At 68.8% G+C, this 7,524-nt stretch carries 8 protein-coding genes; 3 read left to right on the plus strand and 5 right to left on the minus strand.

What is annotated here, in order from left to right:
* The first annotated feature begins 32 nt into the window (after positions 1-32).
* On the plus strand, positions 33-980 hold the full coding sequence (locus HL658_RS30775; RefSeq protein ID WP_180283665.1) for a hypothetical protein: 948 nt from the start codon (positions 33-35) through the stop codon (positions 978-980).
* A gap of 26 nt (positions 981-1,006) precedes the next feature.
* Positions 1,007-1,534 (plus strand): type II toxin-antitoxin system VapC family toxin, encoded by a 528-nt coding sequence (locus HL658_RS38295; RefSeq protein WP_425485397.1) that lies wholly within the window; start codon positions 1,007-1,009, stop codon positions 1,532-1,534.
* Here the strand turns inward: HL658_RS38295 and HL658_RS30785 are convergent.
* Positions 1,425-2,354 (minus strand): SGNH/GDSL hydrolase family protein, encoded by a 930-nt coding sequence (locus HL658_RS30785; RefSeq protein WP_180283667.1) that lies wholly within the window; start codon positions 2,352-2,354, stop codon positions 1,425-1,427. The two genes, HL658_RS38295 and HL658_RS30785, sit on opposite strands and share 110 nt — an antisense overlap.
* A gap of 15 nt (positions 2,355-2,369) precedes the next feature.
* Entirely contained in the window at positions 2,370-3,803 is a 1,434-nt protein-coding gene (locus HL658_RS30790) for an MBOAT family O-acyltransferase (protein ID WP_180283668.1), read from the minus strand.
* A 269-nt stretch (positions 3,804-4,072) separates the two neighbouring features.
* On the opposite strand from HL658_RS30790, the gene prfB reads away from it, so the two are divergent.
* Positions 4,073-5,201 (plus strand): peptide chain release factor 2 gene (gene prfB / locus HL658_RS30795; protein ID WP_180283669.1). Its coding sequence is split into 2 segments (ribosomal slippage): positions 4,073-4,141 and positions 4,143-5,201, totalling 1,128 coding nucleotides; the frame shifts between segments, so codons are not numbered across the junction.
* A gap of 37 nt (positions 5,202-5,238) precedes the next feature.
* Here prfB and HL658_RS30800 read toward each other — a convergent pair.
* The 3 genes from HL658_RS30800 to HL658_RS30810 form a co-directional block, all read right to left on the minus strand.
* Positions 5,239-5,799 carry a DUF4142 domain-containing protein gene (locus HL658_RS30800; RefSeq protein WP_180283670.1) on the minus strand — a complete coding sequence of 187 codons (561 nt, stop codon included), beginning with the start codon at positions 5,797-5,799 and terminating at the stop codon, positions 5,239-5,241.
* Between the two features lie 139 nt (positions 5,800-5,938).
* Positions 5,939-6,817, minus strand: a complete 879-nt coding sequence (locus tag HL658_RS30805; RefSeq protein WP_180283671.1) for a 3-hydroxybutyryl-CoA dehydrogenase — start codon at positions 6,815-6,817, stop codon at positions 5,939-5,941.
* A gap of 58 nt (positions 6,818-6,875) precedes the next feature.
* Positions 6,876-7,524 (minus strand): electron transfer flavoprotein subunit alpha/FixB family protein (locus tag HL658_RS30810; RefSeq protein ID WP_180287698.1); only part of this gene is annotated, 649 nt, incomplete at its 5' end.

Consider the following 7,524-nt stretch of genomic DNA (forward strand, 5'->3'; position numbering starts at 1 on the left):
CAAGCGGTCGATCGTGAATGCCGGGAGGACGAATGGCCGACGTTGTCGAGCAGCAGATCCGTCTGGCAACCCGATATGGCGCACGGCTGCCACCGGAGCTGGTGCAGCATGTGTTGGGGGCGGTCGTCCCGGCCGCGCGTGCCGCAACGGTCATGGCGGTGGAAGGGCGGGGTGTGTTGCCCGGGCGCCGGCCGTATTGGGTTGGTGCCATGTCGGACATCCGGTTCCGGGCGGCGACGGCCGAGCGGGACGAGTTGGTGTTGATGTTCGAGGCGCCATGCCTCGCCGCCGCCGCACCCCACCTGTACGCCCAGCGGGATTTTTGGCGGGAGCCTCCGGAGAAGGACGCCACGGCTCTGGACCTCCTGTCCCAGGTCGTGGCCGACGTTGGCGCCGACAACCGTGACAGCGACTCCTATGACGGGCATGTGCTGCGCACGCTGGCGCGTTTCGGTCGGGTTTTCGCGGATTCTGCCGATGCGCGCATCGCGCTTTGCGGCCGGATGGCGCATCCGGCCCGCACCGAGTTGACGGCGCGCACCGTCGATCAGGCGCACGCCCTGACGGGTGCGACGCCGCCCCCGCGTGCGTTGCGGCTGGTGGGAACGCTCGACATGATCCGCGAGTCCATCCAGGGTTTCGCCATCCGGCTGGAGGACGGCGGCGAGCTGTCCGGCATCCACTCCGGCTCGATGGCGGAGCTGGCCCCGCTCTTCGGCCGACGGGTTCTCGTCCATGGTCGGCTGATCTACCGGCCCTCCGGACGTGCGCTGCGCATCGACGCCGAACGCTTGGAGGCCGCGGACGATTCTCCGAACAGCTTGTGGACCAGACTTCCCGAACCGCCTCCTGGCCGGCCGCTGGCCGTGACGCTTCGACGCCCGCAGACACCCCGGACCGGAATCGCCGCCCTGATCGGTGGTTGGCCCGGCGATGAGACGGATGAGGAAATCCGCGAGCGGCTGGACGTCCTGTCGTGACCGTTCTCCCCGCAAACGCGCTCATCGTGCTGGACACCAACGTCCTGCTGCATCTCCTCAAAGGGCACGCAACGGGGCTGGCGATCGAACGGGCGTTGCGGCTTTCATCGCGGCCGGAACGCCCGCTCCTGTCCTCCATCGTCGAAGGGGAATTGCGCGGGCTGGCCGCCGGATGGAAGTGGGGGCCCTCGCGCTTAGCCCTCCTGGAGGAGCGGTTGGCCGAGCTGGTGCCGGTGTCCGCTGGCGCGCCGGAAGTCGTCCGTGCCTATGGCGAGCTGTACGCGCACCAGAGTGCCTTGGGACGTCGCACCGGCGAGAACGACCTGTGGATCGCCGCCACCGCGTCCGCGGTCGGCGGCATCGTGCTGACCTGTGATGGGGATTTCATGCGGTTCGACGGCGACCGGGTGCGCTGGATCCATGTGGATGTGGCGACCGCCGCCCTCACGGCGTCATGGTGCCGACCCCCGCCACCACCGGTCCCCCGCAGCCGCCATGGCCGGCCAGCTCCACTTTCAGCCGGTCCAGGATCACCCGGACGCCGTCGCGGTTGACGTGCAGGGGGTCGGCGAAGTGGGCGTCGTCGGCCACCGCCTCGCGCAGATCGATGACCGGCACGTCGGCCGGCAGGCGGGCTTTCAGCGCGTCGAAGAAAGGGCCGTAATTGGCGAGCTTGGCGATGAAGGGCCGGTAGAGCGGGGTGATCACCACCACCACCGTGGTCCCATGCTCCCGCGCGCTCTCCACGATGTGGTCGAGGGCGGCGAGGTTGCGGGCGTGCGGCTGCCACGTCTCCGGCGGCGCCCGCTCCACCATGGCGCGGTAGCTGGTGCCGATGCGACCGGTCAGCGTGCGGTCGGCGGCGTCCTCGCGCAGCAGCCCGAGTGCCGTGCGGATCGTCTGGTTGCTGTTGAAGGTGAGCAGCCGGAAGGCGTGGTTGGAGGCCCAGAGCGTGGCGTCCGCCTCGTGCACCAGCGCGTCCACCCGCTCCGACCAGGCGCTCAGCATGGGCGCGTCGGCAAGGTCGCGCGGGTCGTCCACCACGCTGGTCGGCTCCAGGATCAGCAGGCGCGGCGCCCCGTGCCGCTCCAGATAATCGTCCCACAGGGCGGCACTCACCACCGTCGGCGCACCGCCCATGCCCAGGTTCAGTGCCCGGCCGCAGGCGGCCTCGGCCACCGCGTCGGCGGGGAAATGGTTGTCGGCGCGCGAGTTGCCGAGGATCGCCACATCCACCGGCGGCCCCGGCCGGTAGACCGCGACGAAGCGGTCGGAGCTGTCGAGCAGCAGACGCTCCAGGCCGCTCGCGAGCGTGCGGTCCATGGCGAGCACAAGGCCGAGGATCAGGCCGACGCAGGCCATCAGGCGCATCATCGGTGCGGGTCTCCCTCAAAACTGGAAGTAGATGAAGGCGCGGTTCTGGAAGCTGCCGAACAGCAGGATCAGCACGATCAGCGAGGAGCAGGCGGCGCAGCGCGCCAGCACCCCGCCCTGCGCGTAGCGGGCGGCCAGCCCGGATTCCGCCGCGGCGTCCACCGCCAGCACCACCAGGGCCGCCAGCGCCACCCGCAGCATGGCGCTCGACTGCTGCATGCCGTGCTGGAAGACGAAATCCCCCTGCGCCAGGATCGACAGGATCGTGCCCATCGACTCCAGGCTGTCGGCGCGGAAGGGCAGCCAGGCCAGCGTCACCAGGGTGAAGACGAAGGCGACGCCGACGATCCGCCCGATCCAGGCGGCGCGCTCCGGCAGCGCCAGACCCCAACGCCGGGTGGTGCGGCGCGCCATGTCCTCGCCCAGCATCAGCGCGGTGTGGAAGGCGCCCCACAGCACGAAGGTCCAGTTGGCGCCGTGCCACAGGCCGGACACCAGCATGGTGACGGTCACGTTGCGCAGCCGCAGCCAGCGGGTCCGGCTGCCGCCCATGGGCATGTAGACGTAATCGCGGAACCAGGTGGACAGCGAGATGTGCCAGCGCCGCCAGAAATCCGAGAAGCCGCGGGCGAAATACGGCCGGCGGAAGTTTTCGCACAGCGTGTAGCCGTAGATCCGCGCGATGCCGATGGCGATCAGCGAGTATCCGGCGAAATCCCCGTAGATCTGCAGTGAAAAGCAGACCAGCCCGATGGCGTGGCCCATGGCGTTGTACAGCTCGGGCTGGGCGAAGCGGGCGTCCACCACGGCCGCCGCGTTGTCGGCCAGCCCCAGCTTCAGGAAATATCCCCACACCACCATCTCCAGCCCGGCGAAGCGCATGGCGAAGGGCACCGCGGCCGGGCGGCTGGTGATCTGCGGCAGCAGGTCCCGCGCCCGCACGATGGGGCCGGCGACGAGCTGTGGGAAGAAGGCCACGAAGGTGGCGTAGTTCAGCAGCGACCGTTCGGCTTTGAGCTGTCCCAGATACACGTCGATGGTGTAGCTGAGATTCTGGAAGGTGTAGAAGGAGATGCCGACCGGAAGCAGGATCGACAGCGTCGTCCGCCCCACCTCCAACCCCAGCGCCGCCAGCGCCGCCTCGGCGCTGTCGATGAAGAAGTTGAAGTATTTGAAGAAGAACAGGATGGCGAGGTTGCTGCCGATGCTGAGGAACAGCCAGACCCGCGCGCGGCGGCGGTCCGGCGCCTCCTCCACCTTCAGCCCGCACCAGAAATCGATGGCGGTGGTCAACGCCAGCAGCAGACAGAAGCGGTAATCCCACCAGCCGTAGAAGACATAGCTGGCGACCAGCAGGAACGGCGTGAACATCCGCGTCCGCGCCAGTGTCAGGAAGGCGGCGGTGAAGGCGGTGATGAAGAGCAGGAAGTTGAGGCTGGCGAAATTCATCGGGCCGCCCTGGTCGTGATCGAGCTTGGCGGGACGGTATCACGCAAAGTTCGTGCGGAAATCGCGGCAAACGGGGCGCGATTGTGGCGCCGTGGGCTTAGCCGTTCGGGGGTGATCCACCCGTCCTGGGCGCGCCGAAGGGGGTGGGTGCGGCGCGGCCCCGGCATCCCGTCTTGCGGCACCCGCGAATTGGGGGGTGCAAAGCCGCGCTTCAGGCGCTACATATCGGCGCGGATTGTGTTCAACCCTGGCTGACGAGGAGGCACGCGATGCGGGCCGAGATCGAGGCGGCCGCCAGCGAGATCAGAGAATCGCTGGCGCTGCTGAGGAGGCATCTTTGACTGGGACAACGCGCTGCGTCGTCTCGACGAACTGAACGCCCTCTCCGAGGACCCCAAGCTCTGGGACGACCCGGAGCGCGCGCAGAAGATCATGCGCGAGCGCACCCAGCTCGACAACTCCGTCTCCGGCTACCGCGCGCTGGAGCGCGACCTCAGCGACAGCCTCGAACTGATCGAGATGGGCGAGGCGGAGGGTGACCAGACCGTGGTCGCCGACGCCGAGAAGCAGCTCTACGGCCTGCGCGACCGTTCCCGCAAGCTCCAGATCGAAAGCCTGCTGTCCGGCGAGGCCGACGGCAACGACTGCTACGTCGAGGTGAACGCCGGGGCCGGCGGCACCGAGGCGCAGGACTGGACCCTGGTGCTGGTGCGCATGTATCTCCGCTGGGCCGAGCAGCACGGCTACAAGACCGAATGGCTGGAGGAGAGCCCCGGCGAAGAGGCCGGCCTGAAGTCCGCCACCGTGCAGATCAAGGGCCCGAACGCCTATGGCTGGCTGAAGACGGAGGCCGGCGTGCACCGCCTCGTCCGCATCAGCCCCTACGACAGCCAGCAGCGCCGCCAGACCAGCTTCGCCGCGGTGTCGGTCAGCCCGGTCATCGACGACAAGATCGTGGTCGAGATCAACGAGAAGGACTGCCGGATCGACACCTTCCGCGCGTCGGGCGCCGGCGGCCAGCACGTCAACAAGACCGACTCGGCGGTGCGCATCACCCACCTGCCGACCGGCATCGTCGTCGCCTGCCAGCAGGAGCGCAGCCAGCACAAGAACCGCTCCAAGGCGTGGGACATGCTGCGCGCCCGCATCTACGAGATGGAGCTGAAGAAGCGCGAGGACGCCGCCGCGGCGCTGGAGGCCCAGAAGACCGACATCGCCTGGGGCCACCAGATCCGCAGCTACGTCCTGCACCCCTACCAGATGGTCAAGGACCTGCGCACGGAGGTCGAGACCTCGCAGAGCCAGGCGGTGCTGGACGGCGACCTCGACATGTTCCTGGAAGCCGCACTCGCCTCCCGCATCAAGGGCCAAGCCGACGCGCAGGACGGCCGGGGGTAGGCGCAAACCCTCTCCCTGGCGGGGAGAGGGCTTCCCGTCACCCGCCCCGCGCCGCACGCCCCGCCAGCTCCCGCATCACGTCGCGCGCCGTCTGTTGCTCGCGCCGCAGGACGGGCAGGGCGTCGGCGGCGAAGGCGCGCAGCTCGGGGTCGTCCAGCTCCTGTGCCGACGCCTCGAAGAATTTCAGTGTGCGCGCCAGCGTCTCCTCCTGCGCGTTCATGTAGCCACGGTCGAAGCGGTTGCCGCCGGCCTCCTCCAGCGCGCCGATGCGGTCGGCCTCCGACGGGGGCAAGGTGGCGGGCAGGGTCACGCTCTTCTGGCGGGCGATGGCCCGAAGCCGCTCCAGTGCCGCGGCGTGGGCCTCCACCATGCGGCGGGCGTACTCGCGCACGGCGGCGTCCTCGGCCCGCTCCATGGCCTTGCGGCCGAGCCGCATCTCCGCCACCGCGGTCAGGGCCACCTCGGCCATGAAGTTGCGCTCCTGCCGGTCGAGCGGCCCGTGCTGGGCGCTGTGCGGCTGGGCGCCCTGATTGGCGCCGTGGGCGGGCAGGGCGAGGGCGATGGTTCCGGCCAGGACGGCCGCGAGAAGCAGGCGCATCGTGCGCTCCCTGCGTGGTGGCCTGGATGTGCCAACACGGGCCGGGGCGCCTTGTTCCGGAACGGAAAAACCCGCCCCGGCTGACCGGGGCGGGTTTTTCCGACGTGCAAAAGCGACGGTGGCGCGGCTCAGCGCGACATCAGCGGGTGGGGACCGCCGGGGTCTTGGAGTAGTCGTAGAAGCCGCGGCCGACCTTGCGGCCGACCCAGCCGGCCTCGACATACTTCACCAGCAGCGGGCAGGGGCGGTACTTGCTGTCGGCCAGCCCCTCGTAGAGCACCTGCATGACGGCAAGGCAGGTGTCCAGACCGATGAAGTCGGCCAGCTCCAGCGGCCCCATCGGGTGGTTGGCGCCCAGCTTCAGCGCGGTGTCGATGGCGTGCACGCCGCCCACGCCCTCGTACAGGGTGTAGACCGCCTCGTTGATCATCGGCAGCAGGATGCGGTTGACGATGAAGGCCGGGAAGTCCTCGGCCACCGCGGCGGTCTTGCCGATGCGTTCGGTCAGCTCGCTGACGGCCTTGAAGGTGGGCTCGTCCGTCGCGATGCCGCGGATCAGCTCGACGAGCTGCATCACCGGCACCGGGTTCATGAAGTGCATGCCCATGAACTTCGACGGCCGGTCGGTGGAGGCGGCCAGACGGGTGATCGAGATGGACGAGGTGTTGGTCGCGACCAGCGCCTCGGGCTTCAGGTTCGGCACCAGTTTCTTGAAGATCTCGCGCTTCAGCGCCTCGTTCTCGGTCGCCGCCTCGATCACCAGATCGCTGTCGCCGAACACCGCCATGTCGGTGGAGGTGCTGATGCGGCCGAGGGCCGCGGCCTTGTCGGCTTCGCTCAGCTTCCCCTTCTGGACCTGACGGTCCATGTTCTTGGTGATGCCGGCGATGGCCTTCTGCAGAAGCTCTTCCTTGATGTCGAGTATGACGACGTCGCAGCCCGCGGCGGCGCAGACGTGCGCGATCCCGCTGCCCATCTGGCCCGCACCGATCACGCCGATTTTCTGGATGGTGGACATGGAGCTTTCCCGCGTCTGTTGATGTTGTGGCCGGTGTTGGTCTTCTTGTGCGTTTTCTTTATTGCAGCTTTTCGGTGAGCTCCGGCACCGCCTTGAAGAGGTCGGCGACGAGGCCGTAGTCGGCGACCTGGAAGATGGGCGCCTCCTCGTCCTTGTTGATGGCGACGATCACCTTGCTGTCCTTCATGCCGGCCAGATGCTGGATGGCGCCGCTGATGCCGACCGCGATGTAGAGCTCCGGCGCCACGATCTTGCCGGTCTGCCCGACCTGATAGTCGTTGGGCACGAAGCCGCTGTCCACCGCGGCACGGGATGCACCCACCGCGCCACCCAGCTTGTCGGCCAGCGCCTCCAGCAGGTGGAAGTTGTCGCCCGACTGCATGCCGCGGCCGCCCGACACCACCACCCGCGCCGCCGTCAGCTCCGGCCGCTCCGACTTCGACAGCTCCGCGGACACGAACTTGGACAGGCCCGGATCGCCGGCCGCCGCCACCGCCTCCACCGAGGCGGAACCGCCCTCAGCCGGGGCGGCCTCGAAGGCCGTGGTGCGCACGGTGATCACCTTCACCGCGTCGGCGCTGGTCACGGTGGCGATGGCGTTGCCGGCGTAGATCGGGCGCGTGAAGGTGTCCGGCCCTTCGACGGACAGGATGTCCGACACCTGCGCCACATCGAGCAGGGCCGCCACCCGCGGCAGCACATTCTTG

Source organism: Azospirillum oleiclasticum, assembly GCF_013423485.1.
GTDB lineage: Bacteria > Pseudomonadota > Alphaproteobacteria > Azospirillales > Azospirillaceae > Azospirillum > Azospirillum oleiclasticum.